At 72.0% G+C, this 22,123-nt stretch carries 17 protein-coding genes; 7 read left to right on the top strand and 10 right to left on the bottom strand.

Translation table 11 applies throughout. The features are described from left to right. The first annotated feature begins 93 nt into the window (after positions 1–93). Positions 94–408 carry a hypothetical protein gene (locus OHB00_RS19760; RefSeq protein ID WP_406436216.1) on the top strand — a complete coding sequence of 105 codons (315 nt, stop codon included), beginning with the start codon at positions 94–96 and terminating at the stop codon, positions 406–408. Between the two features lie 91 nt (positions 409–499). Here OHB00_RS19760 and OHB00_RS19755 read toward each other — a convergent pair whose 3' ends face one another. Next, on the bottom strand, positions 500–1,288 hold the full coding sequence (locus tag OHB00_RS19755; RefSeq protein WP_406436215.1) for a phosphatase: 789 nt from the start codon (positions 1,286–1,288) through the stop codon (positions 500–502). Positions 1,289–1,592: 304 nt separating this feature from the next. On the opposite strand from OHB00_RS19755, the gene speB reads away from it, so the two are divergent. Next, a complete protein-coding gene (speB, locus tag OHB00_RS19750; RefSeq protein WP_406436214.1) occupies positions 1,593–2,561 on the top strand; it encodes an agmatinase in 969 nt (322 codons plus the stop codon). After that, on the top strand, positions 2,558–4,249 hold the full coding sequence (locus OHB00_RS19745) for a thiamine pyrophosphate-binding protein (RefSeq protein WP_406436213.1): 1,692 nt from the start codon (positions 2,558–2,560) through the stop codon (positions 4,247–4,249). Before speB ends, OHB00_RS19745 begins: the two co-directional genes overlap by 4 nt. A 52-nt stretch (positions 4,250–4,301) precedes the next feature. Here OHB00_RS19745 and OHB00_RS19740 read toward each other — a convergent pair whose 3' ends face one another. The 3 genes from OHB00_RS19740 to OHB00_RS19730 form a co-directional block, all read right to left on the bottom strand. Next, on the bottom strand, positions 4,302–4,658 hold the full coding sequence (locus OHB00_RS19740; protein WP_406436212.1) for a peptidase inhibitor family I36 protein: 357 nt from the start codon (positions 4,656–4,658) through the stop codon (positions 4,302–4,304). A gap of 146 nt (positions 4,659–4,804) precedes the next feature. Continuing rightward, positions 4,805–5,611 carry an endonuclease I family protein gene (locus OHB00_RS19735; protein WP_406436211.1) on the bottom strand — a complete coding sequence of 269 codons (807 nt, stop codon included), beginning with the start codon at positions 5,609–5,611 and terminating at the stop codon, positions 4,805–4,807. A gap of 134 nt (positions 5,612–5,745) precedes the next feature. Then, the gene (locus tag OHB00_RS19730; protein ID WP_406436210.1) at positions 5,746–7,983 is read right to left on the bottom strand and encodes an ArnT family glycosyltransferase; all 2,238 of its coding nucleotides are present in this window, start codon (positions 7,981–7,983) and stop codon (positions 5,746–5,748) included. 261 nt (positions 7,984–8,244) lie between these two features. On the opposite strand from OHB00_RS19730, the gene OHB00_RS19725 reads away from it, so the two are divergent. Continuing rightward, a complete protein-coding gene (locus OHB00_RS19725; RefSeq protein ID WP_406436209.1) occupies positions 8,245–8,421 on the top strand; it encodes a hypothetical protein in 177 nt (58 codons plus the stop codon). Positions 8,422–8,555: 134 nt separating this feature from the next. Here the strand turns inward: OHB00_RS19725 and OHB00_RS19720 are convergent, their stop codons facing one another. The 3 genes from OHB00_RS19720 to OHB00_RS19710 form a co-directional block, all read right to left on the bottom strand. Next, positions 8,556–9,608 carry an esterase-like activity of phytase family protein gene (locus OHB00_RS19720; protein WP_406436208.1) on the bottom strand — a complete coding sequence of 351 codons (1,053 nt, stop codon included), beginning with the start codon at positions 9,606–9,608 and terminating at the stop codon, positions 8,556–8,558. A 108-nt stretch (positions 9,609–9,716) separates the two neighbouring features. Then, positions 9,717–10,562 carry a serine hydrolase gene (locus tag OHB00_RS19715; RefSeq protein ID WP_406436207.1) on the bottom strand — a complete coding sequence of 282 codons (846 nt, stop codon included), beginning with the start codon at positions 10,560–10,562 and terminating at the stop codon, positions 9,717–9,719. 77 nt (positions 10,563–10,639) lie between these two features. Continuing rightward, entirely contained in the window at positions 10,640–12,352 is a 1,713-nt protein-coding gene (locus tag OHB00_RS19710; protein ID WP_406436206.1) for an MOSC domain-containing protein, read from the bottom strand. 192 nt (positions 12,353–12,544) lie between these two features. Between OHB00_RS19710 and OHB00_RS19705 the strand changes: the two genes are divergently transcribed. Both OHB00_RS19705 and OHB00_RS19700 read left to right on the top strand, forming a co-directional pair. After that, entirely contained in the window at positions 12,545–16,294 is a 3,750-nt protein-coding gene (locus OHB00_RS19705; protein WP_406436205.1) for an ABC transporter ATP-binding protein, read from the top strand. Between the two features lie 117 nt (positions 16,295–16,411). Next, positions 16,412–16,804: a hypothetical protein gene (locus OHB00_RS19700; RefSeq protein WP_406436204.1), complete on the top strand. Its 393-nt coding sequence runs from the start codon at positions 16,412–16,414 to the stop codon at positions 16,802–16,804. A 102-nt stretch (positions 16,805–16,906) separates the two neighbouring features. Here the strand turns inward: OHB00_RS19700 and OHB00_RS19695 are convergent, their stop codons facing one another. Then, a complete protein-coding gene (locus OHB00_RS19695; protein ID WP_406436203.1) occupies positions 16,907–17,527 on the bottom strand; it encodes a hypothetical protein in 621 nt (206 codons plus the stop codon). A 102-nt stretch (positions 17,528–17,629) separates the two neighbouring features. Next, entirely contained in the window at positions 17,630–19,468 is a 1,839-nt protein-coding gene (locus OHB00_RS19690; RefSeq protein WP_406436202.1) for a glycoside hydrolase family 3 protein, read from the bottom strand. 431 nt (positions 19,469–19,899) lie between these two features. On the opposite strand from OHB00_RS19690, the gene aroA reads away from it, so the two are divergent. After that, the gene (gene aroA, locus OHB00_RS19685) at positions 19,900–21,150 is read left to right on the top strand and encodes a 3-phosphoshikimate 1-carboxyvinyltransferase (protein ID WP_406436201.1); all 1,251 of its coding nucleotides are present in this window, start codon (positions 19,900–19,902) and stop codon (positions 21,148–21,150) included. 157 nt (positions 21,151–21,307) lie between these two features. Here the strand turns inward: aroA and OHB00_RS19680 are convergent, their stop codons facing one another. After that, complete coding sequence (locus OHB00_RS19680; RefSeq protein ID WP_406436200.1) at positions 21,308–22,108, bottom strand: sugar phosphate isomerase/epimerase family protein; 801 nt, start codon at positions 22,106–22,108, stop codon at positions 21,308–21,310. Between the last annotated feature and the right edge of the window lie 15 nt (positions 22,109–22,123).

Raw genomic sequence — 22,123 nt, 5'->3', positions numbered from 1 at the left:
ATTAAGCTCTATGAGTGAAATGCCGCACAGTGCATGTGCCGCATAGCGGACGTGCCGCGTAGCGGACGTATGTCCGGCAGAAAGGTATTTCCCATGCGAGTACAGCGCGCGAGGCGTCTCGCCGCGATGTCCGCCGCCGGCCTGCTGCTGGCCGGTGGAGCCGCGGTCGGCGCCGCGGGTACCGCCTCGGCGGCCCCCGCCTCCTCTCACCAGACCGTCGTCACCGGAGGCTTCGGCTGCAACTCCCGGTTCGGCGGGTTCAACAACTGTGGTTTCCGCAGCTTCGGGTTCGTCCCCGTCGTCCCCGTCGTCCCGGTCGTGGTCGTCCCCAGCGTCGGCTTCGGCGGGTTCGGCGGGTTCGGCGGCTTCGGTGGCTTCGGCGGCCTGAACGGGTTCGGGTTCGGCTGAGCAGACCAGGCGCAACCCCACGAGCAAACCGAGGGTCTAGGACCAGGCCACGATGTGCGGCTCCCGCGTTCGGGGGCCGCACATCGGTCTGTCAGGCCAGCCCCGCCTCGGCCAGCAGATACGCGGTCATCGGGTCGTAGTACCGCGGGCTGAGCACATGGTCGTCGAGCGGTACGGCCACCTGCAGGGTGCCCTCCGCCTCGGCGAGGAACAGCGCCGGGTCGTTGCAGTCGGCGTATCCGACGGAGTCCAGGCCCGCCTGTGCCGCGTAGCCGGCCCAGCCGTGGTCCGCGACGACCAGGTCCGGCTGCGGGCGTCCCTCGCGCTCAAGTCCGCCGAGGATCGCCTTCATCGGCTCCCCGGAGTGGGTGTGCCAGAGCGTCGCCCCGTGTTCGAGGACCGCCACGTCGGCGAACTGCATGACGTACCCCTCGTCCGTCTGCAGGCCGTCCGGGATGACCACGATCTCGCAGCCGGCGGTGCGCAGCGCGGCCGCGGTCGCCCGGTGCACGTCCAGCAGGCCGCCCGGGTGACCGGTCGCGAACAGCACCCGCTGCTGCCCGTCGGCCGCCTTGCGCAGCCGGGCCGCCAGCCGGTTCAGGCCGTCCACGGTCAGCTCGGGGTCGATGGTGTCCTGGCCGTACCGGTACTCGGGATCGTCGTTCACCCCGACCCGCTCGGCCATCACGGCCAGCACGTCCTGCTCGTCGGTCCAGCGGTCGCCGAGTTCCAGTCCCAGCCACCAGTTGCGCTCGCCGTTGGCCAGCTTGCGGTAGTGGAGCAGGTTGTTCTCACGGGGCGTGGCGACATCGCCCGCGATACGGGTCTTCACAAGGTGCTCTACGAGCTCGGCGCGGCTGGGCGTCCCGGGTATCGGCATGGCTCCATTCTGGGGCAGGGGGCTGTGCGCTTCCCCCGCGTATCGCGCGCTGGGACGTGGATCACTGGCTCCATCCGGTCGTCGGGGTCATCGGGGTCGTCGGGGTCGGAGCGCGGGAGCCGCGCGGCGCGGGCGGCGCGTTGCCGGACGGTGCCGTGCCGGCGAACCGGCGCGAGCGGCTCGCGGGTCGCGGTGCCCCCGAACTCGTGTCCGAACCGGTGCCGGCCCCCCCACTAGAGTCGTAGGCAGAAGCAGCACATAGCAGTACGTACGCGATGAAGCGTAGGGAAGAGGGCAGCACCTCATGAGCAGCAACGAGACGCCCCGCGGACCCGTCGACTCCTCCCGCGTCCCGCGGTACGCCGGCCCCGCGACCTTCGCCCGGCTGCCCCGCCTCGACGAGGTCGGCCGCGCCGACGTCGCGGTGGTGGGCGTGCCGTTCGACTCGGGCGTCTCGTACCGGCCGGGCGCCCGCTTCGGCGGCAACGCCATCCGTGAGGCGTCCCGGCTGCTGCGTCCCTACAACCCCGCGCAGGACGCGTCCCCCTTCGCGCTGGCGCAGGTGGCGGACGGCGGTGACATCGCCGTCAACCCCTTCGACATCAACGAGGCGGTCGAGACCGTCGAGGCCGCGGCCGACGACCTCCTCGGCACCGGCGCCCGCCTGATGACCCTGGGCGGCGACCACACCATCGCCCTGCCCCTGCTGCGCTCGGTCGCCAGGAAGCACGGCCCGGTCGCGCTCCTCCACTTCGACGCCCACCTCGACACCTGGGACACCTACTTCGGCGCCGCTTACACGCACGGCACCCCGTTCCGGCGGGCGGTGGAGGAGGGGATCCTGGACACCTCGGCGCTCTCGCACGTCGGCACCCGCGGCCCGCTGTACGGCAAGCAGGACCTGACCGACGACGAGAAGATGGGCTTCGGCATCGTCACCTCGGCGGACATCTACCGCCGGGGCGCCGACGAGGTGGCCGACCAGCTGCGTCAGCGCATCGGCGACCGGCCCCTGTACATCTCGATCGACATCGACTGTCTGGACCCCGCGCACGCCCCGGGCACCGGCACACCCGAGGCCGGTGGTATGACGTCCAGGGAGCTGCTGGAGATCCTGCGCGGTCTGACCGCGTGCAACCTCGTCTCGGCGGACGTCGTCGAGGTGGCCCCCGCGTACGACCACGCCGAGATCACCTCGGTGGCGGCCTCGCACACGGCGTACGAACTGACCACGATCATGACCCGACAGATTGCCGAGGCGCGTTCGAAGTGACCCACGACCACGACCTGGTGCTCCGCCCGACCGAGGCGCAGACGGCAGCCGCCCTCGATCCGCCCGCCGGCCGCAACGGCGGGGACCTGGTCGTGGAGACCCTGGCTGGGCTCGGCGCGACCACCGTCTTCGGGCTGCCCGGCCAGCACGCGCTCGGCATGTTCGACGCACTGCGCCGCTCCTCCTCCCTGCGCTATGTCGGCCTGCGGGTGGAGAACAACGCGGGCTTCGCGGCGGACGCCTACGGCAGGATCACCGGCGAGGCGGCCCCGCTGCTCCTCTCCACCGGCCCCGGCGCGCTGACCTCGCTGGCCGCGCTGCACGAGGCGGCCGCCGCCTCCGCGCCGGTCCTGGCGATCAGCAGCCAGATCCCCACCGCGGGCCTGGGCGGCGGCCGCCACGGCTTTCTGCACGAACTCCCGGACCAGGCGGCCTCCTTCCGGGGCGTGGTGAAGTCGGTCCACACCGTCCGCACCCAGTCGCAGATCCCGTCCGCGATCGCGGCGGCCTGGAAGTCGGCGCTGACCGCGCCGCACGGCCCGGTGTGGGTGGAGATCCCGCAGGACGTCCTCCTCGCCGAGACCGCGCTGCCCGTGGTGACGGCGGTGGACGCGACCCCGGACGAACTCCCGCCGCGCCCCGAACTGACGGCGGTGGCGGCCCACCTGCTCTCGCACGCCGCCCGCCCGGCGATCATCGCGGGTGGCGGGGTGGTACGGGCCGACGCCTCCGGCAAGCTGCGGCAGCTGGCCGAGACGCTGAACGCGCCAGTGGTGACCACCTTCGGCGGCAAGGGCGCGTTCCCCTGGCACCACCCCCTGTCCCTCCAGTCCTGGCTGGAGGACCGCCACACCACGGACTTCCTGGAGGACGCCGACGTCCTGCTGGTGGTCGGCTCGGGCCTGGGCGAACTCTCCTCCAACTACCACACGTTCAAGCCGCGCGGCCGGGTCGTCCAGATCGAGGCGGACCTCGGCAAGCTGGAGTCCAACCACCCGGCCCTCGGCATCCACGCGGACGCGCGGCCGGCGTTGCAGGCGCTCCTGGAGACGGTGACCCCGCGCGAGGACCCGTCGGCCCCGGACCGGGTACGAGACCTGCTCTCGCGTGTCTCGGAACGCATCGCCGCCCAGGAGCTCACCCTGGAACAGGACGTGCTGGCGGCGGTCCGCCGGGCCCTTCCCGCCGGCTCCCCGTCCTTCTGGGACATGACGATCCTGGCGTACTGGGCGTGGTCCGCGTTCGACGCCCAGGCACCGAACCTCATGCACTCCGCCCAGGGCGCCGGCGGCCTCGGCTACGGCTTCCCGGCGGCCCTCGGCGCGGCCGCCGCCGACCCCACCCGCCCGGTACTGGCGGTCTCCGGCGACGGCGGCGCCCTCTACTCCATCGCCGAACTGGCGACGGCACGCCAGCACGGCCTCCCGGTCACCTGGCTGATCGTCGACGACGGCGGCTACGGCATCCTGCGCGAGTACATGACCGGCGCGTTCGGCGAGGCCACGGCGACGGAACTGTCCCGGCCCGACTACGTGGCGCTCGCCGAGTCCTTCGGGGTCCCGGCGGTACGGACCTCCCCGGAGACCCTGGAGACCGACCTGACGAAGGCCCTCACCGCGCCGGGCCCCTCGGTGGTCGTACTCCCGGCGCTGCTGCGGATGTTCACGCCGACGCACCTGGGGGACTGAGCGCCCCGAAGGGGACGACCGGCCGCCTGTCGTGGCACTTCCGGCGGAGCGCTCAGCAGCCCCCCGCCCCCACCCCGTCGATCCGCCCGCCGAAGTCGCCGCCGTACTGGGAGCGCCAGTCGGCGTTGTAGACGTCGCGCTTCTCCACCGGGGACCAGTTGACGAAGCAGGCGCGGGTGGAGGCGACGAAGGAGCCGACGTTGTCGTGGAGGTTCGGCGGCATGTCGCGATAGCCGCTGCGGGACGTCCACTCCCAGTAGTCGCCGTGGAAGCCCTCGCCGCTCCAGAAGCAGACCGAGCCGTCGGGACAGGAGGGGGCGGCGGCCGCGTGTGCCGAGGCGCTCTGGGCGGGCACGACGAGTGCGGTCAGGGCGAGGGCGGCGGCGAGGGACCAGGCGCGAAGCTTCACGAAACTCTCCGGAGAAGGGAGTTGGGGGCGCCCCGGCGGAACTGCCGGGGCGCCCCCATGCTCCTGGGCGGTCACTCGGACACGCCCGAGTCCAAGATCGACTTCACCTGTGTGAGGGAAGTAGTAGGACTGGGCCCCCGGGGCGCCTACCAGATCGCGTCGACCCACTCCGGGTGGTCTATGAACGGGTTCCGGTTGTGCTGGTAGGTGCTGTAGATGACGTCGTTGCGGTTCTCCTCGAAGGAGTCCGGCGGGTCCTCGTCGTTCCACTGCTTGAGGACCGAGAGCTTGCCGATGTACGGGTTGGAGCCGTTGCCGACCTTGTCGTCGGGCTCCAGGTTCGCGAACCCGTCGTCGCCCTCGTAGCGGACGGCCATGTAGAGGATCATGCGGGCCACATCGCCCTTGACGGCGTCGCGGGGCTCGAAGGAGTCCGAGTCGACCTTGCTGCCGCCGCTGTCGGTGAAGGTGGAGCCGCCCTCGTCGAAGTCGAGGTTGCCGCGCTTGCCGTTGACCGCCACGTCCTCGGGGCGGATGTGGTGCAGGTCCGTGCCCGGGCCGGTGGACGTGGTGAGGTCGCCGTGCGAGATCGCCCACACGTGCTCACGGTTCCAGTCGCCGCTGTCACCGCCGTTGAGGGACTTGCTGCGCGAGATGCCCGAGTACAGCAGGATCACGTTGTTGCTGTTGTTCGGGTCCTGGTCGGTCTTCTTCAGGGCGTCCCACAGCGCCGAGTACGACAGCTTGGTGACGTTCGCGCTGATGATCGTGTGCAGGGACGACTTGAGGCTCGTACCCGTCTTGCCGATCGCGTTCTTGTAGTACGTCGAGTCGTACGCGGTCGTGGTGGCGGCGGCCGGGGTCGCCGTCAGCGCGGGGGCGGTGAGGCCCACCAGGACGGCGGCGGTCGCGAGGGCCACCGACTTCCAGCGCCGGATGTGTGTCGCCAGCATAAAGAGTTTCCCATCTACGCGGGTTGACGAGGCGGCAAGAAGGAGGGTGACATGAACATGAGGACGTGAAGGTGAACGGGACGTAAAAAGAGGCCCCCGACCGTGTGGTCGGGGGCCTCGGTGCTGCCGGTGCGTCAGCTGACGTCCGACGGGTCCAGCCGGTAGAGCGAAGCGGTGCTCGACGAGGACGAGGAGGACGACGAGGAGGTCGTGCTCTTGCTGTACGCGCTCTCCTTCACCGCCGTGCCATGCGCCTTCACCCAGTTCGCCACCGCGGTGCTGGCGCTGTTGCCGCCGCCCATACCGCCCATGCCGCCGCTGCTGATCTGGATGTAGTGCAACTCGCCCTTCTTCACGATCTCCTTGAGCTTGGCGACCGTCATCCCGTTGTCGGAGCCGGTGAAGCCCCACATGGAGATGACCGACTCCTGGGCGCTCAGCTCGATCTGCGCGGAGGTCTGCGAGTTGGACACCGCGAGCAGCCACTTGGCGCCGTCCTGGTGCTTCTTCAGGTACGCGATGAGCTCGCTGGACGCGCCGCCGCCCATGCCGCCACCGCCGCCGAAGCCGCCGCGCGTGCCGCCGGTGCCGGTGTCGCCGCCGGGCATCTCGCCGGTACCGCCGGGCAGTTCGCCGGTGCCGGTACCGCCGGGCAGTTCGCCGGTGCCGCCGGGAGCCTGGCCGTTCGTGCCACCGCTCGGCGCCTCGCCGTTCGCACCGCCCGGGAAGCCGCCGGCCTGGCTGTTCTGGCCGCCCTGCTGGGTGCCGCCCGGACCGCCCTCACCGCCGCCGGGGAAGCCGCCCCGGTTGCTGCCCCCGCCGGGACCGCCGCCGAAGCCGCCGCCCGTCGAGGGGCCCGCCGTCGGGTTGGAGCCGCCCATGCCGCCGCCGGTCGAGGAACCGAACGCCGGCGAGGCGGCGTACGCCGTCGGGCCCGCGAGGGCCGCCACGACCGCCGCGGCGACGGACGCGGTGAGCAGCCGCGCCCTGTTGCCGGACCGGAAGACGAGCAGGCCCGCGATCGCGAGGACCATGACCACGGCGATGACCGGCCACAGCCAGGTGTTCCAGCCGGACGCCCGGCGCAGCAGCACGATCGCCCAGATGCCGGTGACGCCGAAGGCGACCGGCAGGACCCATGCCCAGCGCTTGTCGGCGCGGAAGGCCTCAAGCAGCATCACGCCACCGCCGCCGCACAGTGCCGCGATGCCCGGGGCGAGCGCGGTCGTGTAGTACGGGTGCATGGTGCCCTGCGCGGTCGCGAAGATCACGTAGTGCAGGAGGGTCCAGCCGCCCCACAGGACCAGGCCCATCCGCCTGAGGTCGGTGCGCGGTGCGCGCCCGCGCAGCACCAGGCCGCCGATCAGGGCGATCGCCGCGAACGGGATCAGCCAGGAGATCTGGCCGCCGAGGATGTCGTTGAACATCCGGCCCAGGCCCGCGGTGCCGGAGAAGCTGCCCCCGCCGCCGCCCCCACCGCCGTTGCCGGTGCCGCCGAAGATCCGGCCGAGGCCGTCGTAGCCCATGATCAGGTTCCAGGCGGTGCCGTCCGTGGAGCCGCCGATGTACGGGCGGTCGGAGGCCGGGACCAGGGCCACGGCCAGCGCCCACCAGAAGCTGAAGACGGCCAGGACCGCCGCGGCCAGCAGCAGGTTGACGATGCGCTTCACCCACGGCGCCTTCGACGCGTACAGGTAGAGCGCGAAGACGGCCGGGAGGGCGATCCAGCCCGCCAGCAGCTTGGTGTTGAAGGCCAGGCCGAAGCAGGCCGCCGAGCCGAGCAGCGGCAGCAGCTTCTCGTCACGGGTGGCCCGCAGCGCGAGCGCCGCGCCCGCCACCATCAGGAACACCAGGATGGTGTCGGGGTTGTTGTCGCGGTTGATGGCGACGGTGATCGGGGTCAGCGCCAGCACCAGCGCGGCGACGGTCGCCGCGCCGTGGCCCCACACCCGCTTCACGGACGAGTGCAGGATCCAGATCGCGCCGAGTGCCGCGGCGATCTGCGGCGCCATCATCTGCCAGGTGCCGAAGCCGAAGATCCGGCACGACAGGCTCATGACCATGGTCGCGAACGGCGGTTTGTCGACGGTCATGAAGTTGCCCGGGTCCAGCGAGCCGAAGAACCAGGCCTTCCAGCTCTTCGTGCCGGCCCAGATGGCGCCGCTGTAGAAGGTGTTCATGTTGGAACCGGAGAGGTTCCAGGAGTAGAGCACCGCCGCCAGGATCAGGATCGCGATCAGCGCGGGGAGAGACCAGCGTGGTGCCTTGTCCGGCTGGGGAGTCGCGGTGGGCGCCGCGGGGGCCGCCGCCGTGGGCGGACCCCAGTCGGGGGACACGGGCGTGTGGGGGACGGGATCGGTGGCAGATGTCACCACCCCAACATGCAGACCGGTGATGGGCGAGGACTGTGCTGATCCTGGGTGCAGCCTGTGGGTGGATGAGATGTCGGTAAGAGGGCGGCCGGCGCGGGCGACGACCGGTGCCCGGTCACGAACGGCCGCTCCTGGGCGCCGCGATCACTCGTTCGGCCACGCGACACCGGTCGCACCGGGTATGTTCCCCGAGGCCAGGGCTGCCGACGGGGGAATTACGGCAGCCAGGGCGACTACGCTGAGGCAGGAGAGGAGGACAGCGTGCTGCTGAGGTTCCGTGTCGCGAACGTGCGGTCCCTGCGCGACGAGCAGGAGCTGTCCTTCGTGTCGGCCGAGGGCTCCGTGTCGGCCGAGGGCTCCGTGACGCCCAGGGACGAGGAGCCGTTTCCCGCCCGTCCCGTGCGGCTGGCAGGCGGTCGGTCGCGGTCTTCCCGTTGATCGGAATCTTCGGCGCCAACGCCTCCGGCAAGTCGAACTGATGAAGTCGTACCTGGCGGGAGCCTTCGGCGCGGTTCCGTCCCTTCACGAGGGCCAGATCGCCCCCCCCCGTGCCACCTGCCTCGCGGCAGCTGTCAGACACGGACCCGAAGCCGGTAGAACCGCGTCGTCTGTACGGCGTTCTGGTTGTCGTCGCTGACCAGGAGGACCTTGTACGCGCCCTTCGCGTGGCCGGTGACGACCATGCCCTCGATGTTGTCGAGGAGCGGGTTGGGCTGCGGCTGCTTGGCCGTGGCGCCCAGCGACGGGCAGCTCGCGATGTCCGTGAGCAGCGTCTTCCTGATCAGACGTACGCCGGCCTGCCCGGTGAGGTTCTCGACGCCGCTGGTGTCCGTGGCGTGCCGCGGGTCGGCCAGGAAGAGGCGGACGGTGTTGCCGACGCCGGCGGTGAAGCCGCGCTCCAGGACGAGCAGACGGCCGTCGGGCAGCGCCTGCACCTCGGGGACGCCGAGGATCGGGTCGTCGGTGCGGTAGGCGTACTGGGCCGACAGCCTGAAGTGGTCGCCCTTGGTGCGCTGCCAGGTCTGGAAGCGGACGATCCCGGCGGTGTCGCCGGAGATGGCGTACTCCATCGACGCCAGCAGGGTGCGGCCGCCGTTCAGGAGGGTGAGGCCCTCGAAGGTCTGGTTGGAGGTGGCCCGCCCGGCCGGGGAGACGAGCAGCGACGACGGCACGGGGAGGCGGTCCAGTATCTTGCCGTCCACCGAGTAGCGGCGGATGGACGGCTCGGTCTCGGAGGTGATCAGGCGGGTGCCGTCCCGGTCCACGACCAGGCCCTCGGAGTCGAGCGCGGCGCCGTTCTCGTCGGCGAGCCCGACGACCTTCTTCGGCGCGAGGGTCCTCGCGTCCAGGTCGAAGAGGTAGGACCGGTCGGCGAGGGCGGCCAGGGAGCCGTCCTTGTCCACGGCGAGCGCGGAGAGGTTGCCGACGAAATAGCCGCCGAAGGTCGTCTTGTCGAGGGCGTCGGAGAAGCTGTCGAGGGAGACCGAGGACGAACACGCGTGAGCGGAGGCGGTGTTGGTCGCGGCGGTGCCGGTCGCGACGGCGTTGGCGGACCCGGCGGCGGACAGACAGGTGGCCGCCGCCAGGCCGGCGGTGACGGTGGCGAGTACGGTTCGCAGGCGCATGCCGATCACCGTAGGGGGGGTCGGTGACGGGGTGGAGACCGCCCCATGAAGGAAAGGGTCGGTTTCCGGCCACCGGGGCCGTACTTCGGTGAGTGGACCGCCGCCGCCTCAGGAGGCCGCGAGGTCCTTGTGGACGACCTTCGCGACGGCCTGGATGGTGTTGATGCCGTAGCTCATGGTGCTGTTGTCCTGGGTCAGCACGGACATCTGGTAGTCGTGGCCGCCACCGGTGAACGTGCCGAGGCTGTGCACCCGCCAGCCGTGCGTGGCGCGCTGCAGCCAGCCGTTCTTGACGTGCACGGAGACGCCGGACGGGGCGCCGTACGGGGTCCCCCACCGCTGGGAGGAGATGACCTGCCCCATCAGCTTCAGGATGTACGCCCGCGAATTGTCGCTGAGGACACTGTTCTTGGCGGTGACGAGCGCGAGCAGCCGCTGCTCGTCGTGCACGTCGATCTGGGTCAGCCCCCAGTAGCCGTTCGCGCCCGGGGTGGTCTGCGTCATCCCGGCAGCGGTCAGGAAACCCTTGATCTTCGTCAGGCCGAGCTGCTTCCACAGCTTGCTGGTCGCGTCGTTGTCCGACTGCGTGATCATGGCCTTGGCGAGCGACTGCTCGGTGGTCGTCAGGTAGCGGTTGTGCTTCTTCGCGTCCCACAGCAGCGTGGCGAGAACGGTCACCTTGACCGTGCTGGCCGAGTCGTAGTGCGTGGTGGAGCGCAGGGTGCAAGTGGTCTTCGTCGAACGGTCGTACAGGCCGACGGCGATGGTCCCCTTGCGGTTCGCGAGGGCCGCGGTGATGTCCTTCTTCAGCTTCGTGGCGAGAGCCGCCTTGCTGGACGTGCAGCTGACGGCGGGCGTGGCGGCCGAGGCGGGCGCGGCGCCCGCCACGCCGGCTATGAGAAAGCCGGTGCCGAGCGCGGTGGCGACCAGCCCTCTCCTTCGTCTGTGAGTCATACCCGTGTTGACACACGGGTTCGCGCGAATGGTTGTACGAACGCTCGGGGCTTTGCGGAAACATGCCCGAGGACGCTCTACAGATCCAGGACGACCTCGCCGGCCGGTGTGGCGCAGCAGACCAGGACCGTGCCGGGCTCGGGGAGTTCGAGGGGTGGGGTGGTGTAGGCGACGTCGCCTGTCACCAGCGGGGTGACGCAGGTGTGGCAGACGCCGGTGCGGCAGGACCAGCGGGTGGGGACGGAGCAGGCTTCGGCGAGTTCGAGGAGCGAGGCGCGGGCGGGTGACCACGGGGTGGCGAGGCCGCTGCGGGCGAAGGTGACGAGGGGGCCGGTGCCCTGGGGGCCGGGTGGCTGATGCGGGCGTACCGGAGCGGTGGGGGTGACGCCGGGGTTGACCGCGGCGAGCGCGCCGAACCGCTCCGTGCGGATCCGCTCGGGGCGCAGGCCGAGCGCACGCAGGTGGCCGGAGAGGTCGTCCATGAAGGCGGTCGGTCCGCAGAGGTAGGCGTCGGCGTCGGCGGGGACACCCAGGGCGGTCAGCGAGGCGGCGGTCGGTCGGCCGCGGGTGACGCGGTCGTCGCCGGACGGCGGTGTCTTCGAGGTGTAGTGGATGTGCTCGTGGGCGTGGGGAAGTCGCGCCAGGAGGGCGTGGGCCTCGGCCGCGAAGGCGTGGTGGGCGCGGTCGTGGGCGGTGTGGATCCACCAGACGGGGCGTGGGTCCCGTACGGCTGCCAGCCGGTGGAGCATGGCCAGCACGGGCGTGACACCGATGCCCGCCGAGAGGAGGACGACCGGACCGGTGCCCTCTTCGAGCACGAACGTGCCCCGCGGACCGGCGACGTCCACCAGGTCCCCGGCGCGCAGCCGGGTGTGGATGTAGCCGCTGACCGTCCCGTGGGGCTCGTGCTTGACGCTGATCCGGTAGGTGCCGTCCGCGGGTGCGGCGGACAGGGAGTAGCTGCGTACGGCGCGGGCGGTGCCGCCGACGGCGAGGCGGAGGGAGAGGTACTGGCCGGGGCGGCCCTCGGGCAGGGGGGTGCCGTCGGTGGGACCGAGGTGGACCGAGGAGACGTCGGGGGTCTCGGGGCCGACACGGGCTACACGCATCGGCCGGAAGCCCGGCGGCCCCGGCTCGGGACCGGGCTGCCCGGCGGCGGCGAGTTCGCGGAAGGACTGCTGCCAGCCGGGGCTGAGCGCGGGGATGCGCAGGGCGGTGCGCAGCTTCGCGGGGTCGCGGCCGGGCAGGTAGAGCAGCGCGTCGGTGTCGGCGACGCTGAGCTCTCCCGGGCCCCTGCTGAGGAGGGTGATGCCGTCACCGGCCTGGACCCGCCCTTCGGTGATCACCCGCAGGTAGAAGCCGGGACGGTGGTGGGCGACCAGGAGGGAGGCCATGGCGGGCTCGCCCAGGCGCATGCCGACCCGGTAGCAGGTGACCCGGGGCTGGGTCACCTCGAACTCGGCCTCCCCGATGCGGTACCGGTCGCCGATGCACACCTCGTCGTCCGGCAGTCCGTCGACGGTGAAGTTCTCCCCGAACATCCCGAAGGCCAGATCGTCGCGACCGAGCCGCTGCCGCCAGTACGCGTAGGACTGCAGCTGGTAGACGAGCACGGCCCGGATCTCGCCGCCGTGCCCGGCCAGGTCGCCCTGGCCGTCCCCCTCGACGTTCAGCCGCCGCACCATACGGCGGCCGGGCACGGGAGACTTCCACGCGCCGGTGCGGACGGTCCTGCCCTGCCAGGAGACGTCCACGGGCATTCCCACGTTGACGGACAGCAGCTTCGCCATGCGGACCTCCTGCGATGCCTGTCTCCGATGCTTCCGCACCGAACGCCCGGCGCAAGTCGGACGTCCCACCGGTCCTGCTCCCGCCCGCCGGTCGCCCGGCTCCCCGGCCCCGGAATTGTTGCGGAGGGATGAAATCCGCTTCCTTTCGTGTTGTGGTCGTGCACAGGAGCAGGGCGAACGAAGGGCATCCGCGTGGCAGCGCAACAGGGGGAGCGGCGGCAGGGCGGCTGGGCGCGCAGGCTGGCCGGGTATGCCTGGCGGCATCCGCGGGACGTCGTGCTCGCGCTCGGGTCCTCGCTGGCCGGCATGGCCGTCCTGGCCGTCGTGCCGCTGATCACCAAGGTGATCATCGACGACGTGATCGGTGATCACAGCCGGTCCATGGGGCCCTGGGCCGGTGCCCTGATCGGCGCCGCCGTCCTCGTCTACGCGGCCACCTTCGTCCGCCGCTACTACGGCGGCCGGCTCGCCCTCGACGTCCAGCACGACCTGCGGACCGAGATGTACGACACCCTCACCCGGCTCGACGGACGGCGCCAGGACGAGCTGTCCACGGGCCAGGTGGTGGGCAGGGCCACCAGCGACCTCCAGCTGATCCAGGGCCTTCTCTTCATGCTGCCGATGACCATCGGCAACGTCCTCCTCTTCCTGATCTCCCTCGCGATCATGGCCTGGCTGTCGCCGCCGCTCACCCTGGTCGCCCTCGCCGTCGCCCCGGCCCTGTACTGGATAGCCAGGCGCGGCCGCAGCAAGCTCCACCCCGCCACCTGGTACGCCCAGGCCCAGGCCGCCGCCGTCGCCGGCGTGGTCGACGGCGCGGTGAGCGGCGTACGCGTGGTCAAGGGGTTCGGGCAGGAGGACCAGGAGACCGGGAAGCTCCGGGAGGTCGGGCGCCGGCTCTTCGCGGGACGCCTGCGCACCATACGGCTGAACAGCAGGTTCACCCCGGCCCTCCAGGCGGTCCCGGCCCTCGGCCAGGTCGCCATGCTGGCGGTCGGCGGCTGGCTGGCCGTGCGCGGTCACATCACCCTGGGCACCTTCGTCGCCTTCTCCTCCTACCTCGCCCAGCTGGTCGGCCCGGTCCGGATGCTCGCCGTGGTCCTCACCGTCGGCCAGCAGGCCCGCGCCGGCACCGAACGCGTCCTGGAGCTGATCGACACCCGGCCCACCATGGCGGAGGGCACCAAGACCCTCCCAGCGGACGCGCCCGCGACCGTCGAGTTCGACGACGTGGCGTTCGGGTACGACCATGAGCGCCCGGTCCTCCAGGGGCTCAGCTTCGAGATACGGCCGGGCGAGACCCTCGCCGTCGTCGGCTCCTCCGGCTCCGGCAAGTCCACGGTCTCCCTGCTGCTGCCCCGCTTCTACGACGTCACCCACGGCGCCGTCCTGATCGGCGGCCACGACGTCCGCGAGCTGACCCACGACTCGCTGCGCGCCGCGATCGGCCTGGTCCCGGAGGACTCGTTCCTCTTCTCCGACACGGTCCGCAACAACATCGCGTACGGCCGTCCCGACGCGACCGAGGACGAGATCCTCGCCGCCGCCCGCGCCGCCCAGGCCGATCGTTTCGTCGCCGAGCTGCCCGACGGCTACGACACCAAGGTCGGCGAACAGGGCCTCACCCTCTCCGGCGGCCAGCGCCAGCGCATCGCCCTCGCCCGCGCGCTGCTCACCGACCCCCGCCTCCTCGTCCTCGACGACGCCACCTCCGCCGTCGACGCCCGGGTGGAACACGAGATCCACGAAGCCCTCACCCACGTGATGCGGGGCCGCACCACCCTCCTCATCGCCCACCGCCGCTCCACCCTGAACCTCGCCGACCGCATCGCCGTCCTGGACGGCGGCCGGCTCGCCGACATCGGCACCGACGAGGAACTCCAGCAGCGGTCCGCCCTGTACCGCAGGCTCCTCACCGACCCCGACGAGCTGGGCGGCGTCTCCCCGGGGCACACCCTCCCGGCCGTCGAGCGCGAGGACACGTCCGTACGGGACGAGCTGGACGCCGAGTTCGACGCCGAGCGCGGCGTGACCCCGAGGCTGTGGACCGGCGACCGTACGCCCCGCGACCTCGCCCTCGCCGGCACCCCGGCCACCCCCGAACTCCTCGCCCAGGTCGATGCGCTGCCCCCGGCGACCGACATCCCCGACATCGACGAGGCCGGTGCCGTACGCCCCGAGGACTCCTACGGTCTGCGCCGCCTGCTGCGCGGCTTCGGGCCGCCCCTCCTCGTCAGCCTCGGCCTGGTCGCCGTGGACGCCGGCATGGGACTGCTGCTCCCGGTCCTGATCCGGCACGGCATCGACCAGGGCGTCAGCAGGATGGCGCTCGGCGCGGTCTGGGCGGCCTCGCTGCTCGGCCTGTTCGCGGTGCTCGCCCAGTGGGCGGCCCAGATCGGCGAGACCAGGATGACGGGCCGTACCGGCGAACGCGTCCTCTACTCCCTGCGCCTGAAGATCTTCGCGCAGCTCCAGCGGCTCGGTCTCGACTACTACGAGCGGGAGCTGACCGGCCGGATCATGACGAGGATGACGACGGACGTGGACGCACTGTCCTCGTTCCTCCAGACGGGCCTGGTCACCGCCTTCGTCTCCGTCGTCACCTTCTTCGGCATCATGGCCGTCCTGCTGGTGATCGACGTGCAGCTCGCACTCGTCGTCTTCACCACCCTGCCCCCGCTGATCGTCGCGACCTTCTTCTTCCGCCGGGCGAGCGTGAAGGCCTACGAACTCGCCCGTGAGCGGGTGTCGGTGGTCAACGCCGACCTCCAGGAGTCGGTGTCGGGGCTGCGGATCGTGCAGGCCTTCCGGCGCGAGCGGGACAGCGGCCGGCGCTTCACCGAGCGCAGCGAGAGCTACCGCAAGGCCCGCATCCGGGGCCAGTGGCTGATATCGGTGTACTTCCCGTTCGTCCAGCTGCTGTCGTCGGTGGCCGCGGCGAGCGTGCTGATGGCCGGCGCCCACCGGGTCGAGGCGGCGACCCTCACCACCGGCGCCCTGGTCGCGTACCTGCTCTACATCGACCTGTTCTTCGCCCCTGTCCAGCAGCTCTCCCAGGTCTTCGACGGCTACCAGCAGGCGACCGTCTCCCTCGGCCGCATCCAGGAACTCCTGCGCGAGCCGACGTCCACGCAGGCGGCGGAGAGGCCGCGCGAAGTCGGTTCCCTGCACGGCGACATCGCCTTCGAGAACGTGCACTTCGCGTACGGTGCCGCCGACGAGGGCGACGCAGCCCTGGGCGGCATCGACCTGACCGTCCCCGCCGGGCAGACCGTCGCCTTCGTCGGCGAGACCGGCGCCGGCAAGTCGACCCTCGTCAAGCTCGTCGCACGCTTCTACGACCCCACCGCGGGCCGGGTCACGGTCGACGGCACGGATCTGCGCGACCTCGACCTCACCTCGTACCGGCACCGGCTCGGGGTCGTCCCGCAGGAGGCGTACCTCTTCCCGGGGACCGTACGGGACGCCATCGCCTACGGCCGCCCGGACGCGACCGACGCCGAGGTGGAGGCGGCGGCCCGCGCGGTCGGCGCCCACGAGATGATCGCCACCCTCGACGGCGGCTACCTCCACGAGGTGGCCGAGCGCGGCCGCAACCTTTCCGCCGGCCAGCGCCAGCTGATCGCCCTCGCCCGCGCGGAACTCGTCGACCCCGACGTGCTGCTCCTCGACGAGGCCACGGCGGCCCTGGACCTGGCGACCGAGGCCCAGGTCAACATGGCCACCGACCGCCTGACGGGCCGTCGTACGACGCTCGTGGTGGCCCACCGGCTGACCACCGCGGCCCGCGCCGACCGGGTGGTGGTCATGGACCACGGCCGGGTCGCCGAGGACGGTACCCACGACGAACTGCTCGCCCTCGACGGCCGGTACGCCGAGCTGTGGCGCACCTTCATCGGCCAGCCCGAGGAACCGGAGGAACCGGTGGGCGCGACCCGCTGACCCGTCCCCCTGTGAACTCGCGTCCCTGACGTCCGTGCAACCATCCGACAACTGTCGGGCGTCCGTACATCAGTACGGTGATGGTTGTGCACAGCTGCGGTACGGGAGGGGACGACTGTGGACAGTGGTGCGATACGCCGGTGGCTCGCGCTCGGTGCGGCCGCGCTGGCCGCTTCCGGGGCGCTGGCCCTTGCGGCACCGGCCGAGGCCCAGGCCGTGACGGCGGCGAACTGCGCGGGCCGTGAGGTGCGGACCCTGCCCTTCGCCACCGGCACCGTGCACGTCTACCGGCAGGGCGGCTACGTCTGCGCGATCACCCTGCCCAAGAGGTCCGGCGGCAGGCGGACGATGTCCGTCAGCATCCAGGCCCGCGGCAACCGCCCGGTCGTCGACAAGGGCAAGTACAGCCACCGCGCGGGCCCGGTCACCGTGCACGCCGGACACCGCTGCGTGTGGGTGAGGGGCGCGGTGGGGCGGAGCTCGGTCAGCTCGGGATGGATCCTATGCTGAGGGGTTCCCGGAGGGAGTTCCTCACCGGGCACCCGCTGCCGTGGTGCAGCGGGCGGTGAGTCCGGGCGCCCGCCGGTCCCGGCCGGCTCCGGCGGGGCGCGGTCACACGCGGCGGGCGCAGCCCACCGGGTGTTCGCCGCCGAGCTGGACGTACAGGGTGGTGGACGCCGGGCAGGCGTCCCGGGAGGTCACCGCCCGCACCACCCGGTACTGCGGCTTCCGCTTCCCCGAGCCGTCGCAGGCCGTCTCCCGGACCTGGCCGTGGCCCGAGCCGTAGACGCAGTCGCCGACGATCGTGCGCGGCCCACCTCCCCCGCCGGGGTCGCCGGGATGCGGCGGCTGCAGGTTGCGCATGCAGGCGTAGCCCTGCGGGATCGTTCCGTCGCCGTCCTCGTCGCCGCCCGTGCGCTGGGCGCTGATGTGCAGCACGAAGTCGGTGGTGGCCGGGCACGCCGGCCCGTCGGCGATGGTGCCGTCGTACCGGGCGACCACCCGGGCCGCCGCCCGCTCACCGGCGCACGGCACCTCGGTGAAGCCGGCGGTCCCGAACGAGCTGCACTCGCCGACCGCGAGGAACCGCGCGCCGTACCCGGACAGGGCCGGGCTCGCCGTCGACCGCGCGCTGCCCGCCGGCGCCCCGGACGAGGACGTCCCGCGGCAGCCGGCCGGCAGCAGCACGACGGCCAGCGTGACCAGAACCCCGGCAAAACGTCTGCTCCGCATACCAACCCCCCTGCCAGCGTGGCCCGCGATCACGGTCCACGTCAGGTGCATGGGAGGCTTTCCGCCTGTTGGGGGTATTACGCCCGGTTCTGTGGCGTACGTCTAATACGTCAGCCCGTGACCGATCGGATACAGCACCTGGGTCGGATCGTCCGCGCGCTGCACCGGCACCGGGAGCCGGCCGCGCGGTGCCACCCGGCCCGCGATCACCCGCGCCGCGGCCCGCAGTTCGACGTCGGTCCACGAGTAGCTCGCCAAGCAGGCCCGCACGGAGGGGAGTCGGGCGACATCGTAGGGATTGCGCACCGCCACCGCCACCACCGGCCGGCCGGTGGCGACCAGCCGCTCCACCAACTGCTGCTGTCCGTCGCCCGCCGTGACGTTGTACGTCCCGACGACCACCGCGTCCGCCGTCCGCGCCGCCGCGACCGCCTTCTCGACGGTCGCCGCGGACGGGGCCGTTCCCGTCGGCAACGCGGTCGCCGTGAAGCCCAGTTCGGTGAGGGCGGCGGCGAGCACGCCGGTCGGCGGACCCGTCGTACCGGACGGCGAGTCCGGGTCGGCGCCGACGACCAGCACCGTGCCGTGCGTACGGCGGGAGAGGGGGAGCAGCCCGCCCTCGTTGACCAGCAGGGTGGTGGTGCGCTCGGCGATCCGGTCGGCGGTGGCGAGGTGCTTGGCCGTGCCGACCACCCGGCCGACGTCCTTGGTGCTGACGTACGGCCGGTCGAGCAGCCCCAGCCGGGACTTCAGCCGCAGGATCCGCAGGATCGACTCGTCCAGCCGGGACTCGGTGAGCTCGCCGTCCTGTACGGCCTTCAGGACGGCGTTCCACGCGATGTCCAGGGTGGGCGGGTTGAGGAGCTGGTCGGCACCGGCCTTCAGGGCGAGCACGGGGACGCGGTCGTCGCCGTACTTCGTGCGGACCCCCTCCATGCCCAGGGAGTCGGTCACCACGACCCCGTCGTAGCCGAGTTCGTCGCGCAGGATGCCGGTGAGGACGGGGTGGGAGAGGGTGGCCGGGTCGCCGGAGGAGTCCAGGGCCGGGAACTGGATGTGCGCGGTCATGATCGAGTCGATGCCGGCCGCGATCGCCGCCCGGAACGGGACCGCGTCCAGCTTCTCCCACAGCTCCCGGCTGTGCGTGATCACCGGGAAGCCGGTGTGGCTGTCGACGGCGGTGTCGCCGTGCCCGGGGAAGTGCTTGGCGGTGGCCGCGACCCCCGCTTCCTGGTAGCCCCGCACCTCGGCGGCGACCAGCTCCCCGACCGCGTCCGGACCGGCCCCGAAGGACCGTGTGCCGATGATCGGGTTGGCCGGGTTCACGTTCACGTCGGCGTCGGGGGAGTAGTCCTGCCGGACACCCATCGCCCGCAGCTCCGCGCCCGAGATGCGGCCGAGGGTGCGGGCGTCGGCCCGGGAGCCGCCCGCGCCGATGGCCATGGCGCCCGGGAAGAGGGTGGCGGGCCTGCCGATCCGGCAGACCGCGCCGTGCTCCTGGTCGGTGGCGATGAGCACGGGCAGGCCGCGCGGCTGTGCCAGCGAGGCCCGCTGGATGCCGTTCGACAGCTCGGCGATCTGCCGGGGGTCCCGGGTGTTGTGCGTCCAGGTGAAGTAGATGATCCCGCCGACGCGGTACTTGCCGATCAGCTCGGCTGCGGTGCGGACACCGATCTCCTTGAGGTTGGCGTCGATGTCGGCCTGGTCGGGGTCGGTGGCCGAGTCCCCGTACACCCGCATCACGAACAGCTGCCCGACCTTCTCCGCGAGCGTCATCCGCTCGATCAGCGCGCGGAGCCTGTCGTCATGGGCGTTCTGGTCGTCGGAGTTCTTGTGGTCGGAGTTCTTGTCGTCGGTGCCGACGGCGTTCGCGCCGGTGCCGACGGCCAGTCCCGCGGTGACACCCGCGGTGGCGGCGAGGACGGTGCGTCTGGAGGGCACGTGCGCTCCTTCCGGTGGAGAGACCGGCTGAAGGAAACTTCCGTCTGGTCATCCGTATTCGGGAAGTTTCTTTCCGTCAAGGGAATGCACGTTAACGGGAAAGGGGCCGCCATCGGCGCATTGGAGGGGGCACGTCGATGGCGGCGGGCCGGCGGCCGTGGTGCGGCGGAGAGGGCAGGTCAGCGATCGCAGCCAGCAGCGAGGGCCGACACCACACCACGGAGACTCTTCCGACAGCCTGCGCGTTGGACGGGCGGGGGAGGCAACGGGTTCCCGGCGGACGGCGGCCTTCAGGGGCGCGGGGCTGTATCGATATGCGGCTCCGCCGCGTGCGCGCGACAAGCCCCCACCGGCCGTCACGCATCGAACAACCTGTTCCACCCCATGGACAACCCTCCCCCCGCCCTTCAGAAACCGGAGATCATCGGCCCATGCCCGCTGTCGACATCCCCGGTTCCAAGTCCGTCACCGCCCGCGCCCTCTTCCTCGCGGCCGCCGCCGACGGAGTCACCACCCTCGTCCGCCCGCTCCGCTCCGACGACACCGAGGGCTTCGCCGAAGGCCTGGCCCGGCTCGGCTACCGGGTCGGCCGCACCCCCGACACCTGGCAGGTGGACGGCCGCCCGCAGGGCCCCGCGCTGCCCGAGGCCGAGGTCTACTGCCGGGACGGCGCCACCACCGCCCGCTTCCTGCCCACCCTCGCCGCGGCCGGCCACGGCAGCTACCGCTTCGACGCCTCCGAGCAGATGCGCCGCCGCCCTCTCGCCCCGCTCACCCGCGCCCTGCGCGACCTCGGTGTCGACCTGCGCCACGAGGCGGCGGAGGGGCACCACCCGCTGCGCATCGAGGCCGCCGGGGTCGAGGGCGGCGAGGTGACGCTCGACGCCGGACAGTCCTCGCAGTACCTCACCGCCCTGCTGCTGCTCGGCCCGCTCACCCGCAAGGGCCTGCGGATCCGGGTGACGGACCTGGTGTCCGCACCGTACGTGGAGATCACGATCGCGATGATGCGGTCGTTCGGCGTGGAGGTGGCGCGGGAGGGGGACACCTTCGTCGTACCGCCGGGCGGCTACCGGGCCACCACCTACGCGATCGAACCCGACGCCTCCACCGCGAGCTACTTCTTCGCCGCGGCGGCCGTGACGGGCCATGAGATCACCGTCCCCGGACTCGGACAGGGCGCGCTCCAGGGCGACCTCGGCTTCGTCGACGTCCTGCGCAGGATGGGCGCCGAGGTGGCGATCGGCGCGGACCGCACCACCGTCCGGGGCACCGGCGAACTCCGCGGCCTCACCGTCAACATGCGGGACATCTCCGACACCATGCCCACCCTCGCGGCCATCGCCCCGTTCGCCGACGGCCCCGTCCGCATCGAGGACGTGGCGAACACCCGGGTGAAGGAGTGCGACCGGCTCGACGCCTGCGCGGAGAACCTGCGCCGGCTGGGGATCGAGGTCGCCACGGGGGACGACTGGATCGAGATCCGGCCCGGCACCCCCGCCCCGGCCGAGATCAAGACCTACGGCGACCACCGCGTGGTCATGTCCTTCGCGGTGACCGGGCTGCGCACCCCGGGGATCGCCTTCGACGACCCGGAGTGCGTGAAGAAGACCTTCCCGGGCTTCCACGAGGCGTTCCGGGAGCTGGCCGCGGGGTGGGGAATCTCGTTCGACGGCGCGTGATCGGGTCGGCGAGACATCCGGGCGTGACCCCTACCTTGCGAGGACCTGTGCCGGCGGGCGAGTCGGTGTGCCTGGAACCGCTGGAGCACCGTGCCGCGAGCGGCTGCAGGAGCGGGTGGCCGGGTTCACCGCCGTACGGTGAACCCGGCCAGCGTGGTCACGCCGACTCGGTGAGCAGCCGGACCAGGTGTTCCCGGCCCGCCTGCAGCAGACCGGGCAGCGGGGCCGCCGCCTCGTACCAGCGCTTCTCGTACTCCCAGCACAGCCAGCCGTCCCAGCCGTGCCGGGAGAGGACCTCCACGCAGTCGGAGAGGGGGAGGACGCCGTCGCCGAGCGGGAGGGGAGTGGTGTCGTCGGCCGAGGCGATGTCCTTGACCTGGACGTAGCCGAGGTGCGGGGCGAGTGCCGCGTAGGTCTCGGCGGGCTGTTCGCCGCCCAGCCAGGTGTGCATCACGTCCCAGAGCGAGCCGACCATGCGGTGGCCGACCGGGCCGAGGACCCGGATCGCGGCGGCGCCGGTGCGGTGCGAGTCGTGCGTCTCAAGGAGGACCCGGACACCGAGCGCGGCGGCGTCCTCGGCGACCGTGCCCAGCCGCCGGGCGGCGATCGCGTCGGACTCGGCGGGCGGCAGCGACGGGTCGGCGCCGGGGAAGACGCGGACGTAGGAGGCGCCCAGGTCGTGGGCGAGCTGGAGGAGTTGGCGCGTCTCGTCGAGGACCGGGGCGTCCGCGCCGGGTGCCGCGACCCGCGCGTAGCCGGCGACGCCCAGGACCTCCACTCCGGTCGCCTTGAACTCGGCGGCCACGTCGGATCGCGCGGCCGGGCCGAGGCCGGGATGCACGGGCTCTTCCGGATGGGCGCGCAGTTCGACGCCGTGGTAGCCGTGCGCCGTGGCGAGCGCCAGCACCTCCGGCACCGGCAGACCGGGCACCCCGAGGGTGGAGAAGGCGAACTTCATGCCCTCCAACCTACT

Source organism: Streptomyces sp. NBC_00631 (assembly GCF_045206895.1).
Lineage (GTDB): Bacteria > Actinomycetota > Actinomycetes > Streptomycetales > Streptomycetaceae > Streptomyces.
This window is presented reverse-complemented; position numbering and strand designations above follow the sequence as displayed.